At 62.8% G+C, this 1,076-nt stretch carries 1 protein-coding gene; it reads left to right on the forward strand.

Features of this window, described 5'->3' with window-relative positions:
* Positions 1–84 precede the first annotated feature (84 nt).
* On the forward strand, positions 85–1,076 hold a 992-nt coding region (locus HK108_RS18630; RefSeq protein WP_181272610.1), incomplete at its 3' end, for an IS30 family transposase.

Consider the following 1,076-nt stretch of genomic DNA (forward strand, 5'->3'; position numbering starts at 1 on the left):
GGCGGTTTCTAAGTTCTAGTGCAACACCCGGTCTGACCAGCACTATCAGACCGGGTGTTTCCACTGAACGAAGGAACACCCCCAATGACCTCGCAACCCAGACGTCCACGATTGCCCTTCGACGTCCTCGACGAACTCTTCTGGCTCCTCCTCGAAGACATACCACGATCATCGATTGCTGACCGCCTCGGCATCAACATCAAAACCGTCGCCCTGTGGGCGCGGCGACTCGGGTTGCCTGACCGCCCGCCCGGCAGAATACCGACTATGCCGACCACCATCGTTGCTGCCCCGGCACCACGCCACCGTGCTTACCATCGCCTGACGGTCGCTGATCGGATGACGATCCAAGCCGGCCTGCAATCAACCCCACCCTTGTCGATGAGAACCATCGCGACCCAGCTCGGTGTCGCCCCGTCAACGGTCTCCCGAGAGATCCGCCGCAACCGCATCATCGAGTACGACAAATCCAGCCCACACCCGGTCTATAGTGCTGCCGGCGCCCACGGCCGCACCTATGCCCGCCAGGCACGCAAGGAGCACCGCAGCAAACGTCTCGATAACCCGTGGCTGCGGGCTCACGTGATCAACGGACTCAACGACAAGTGCTCGCCGGAACAGGTCGCCGGTAGGCTTCGGCGTGACTACCCCGACCGGAAGGACCTGCACGTGAGCCATGAAACGGTCTACCAAGCTCTCTACGTCCAAGGACGCGGATCTCTGCGTCAAGAGCTGGCCGTGGTCAAAGCCCTCCGATCGGGTCGGACGACGAGGAAGCCGCAGTCGAAGTTGCCGCGTCGGTCCAGTCGTCCCTGGCTCGATGGTGCCCTGTTGATCGACCGTCCCCCGCAGGCTGCTGATCGCAGCGTTCCCGGCCACTGGGAGGGTGATCTCGTCGTCGATTCCCACACCGGTGGCCTGGTCACCGTCTTCGAACGCCGATCCCGGTTCTCGCTGATCCGGAAGTTGCCGAACAACCGCGAATCAGCCACGGTCACCGGGCTGGTCCAGGACATGATCGCGTCCCTGCCCGAAGCGTTGTTCTCAACGCTGACGTGGGACCAGGGCCAGGAGAT

The organism is Brevibacterium sediminis (genome assembly GCF_013623905.1).
Taxonomy (GTDB): Bacteria; Actinomycetota; Actinomycetes; order Actinomycetales; family Brevibacteriaceae; genus Brevibacterium; species Brevibacterium sediminis.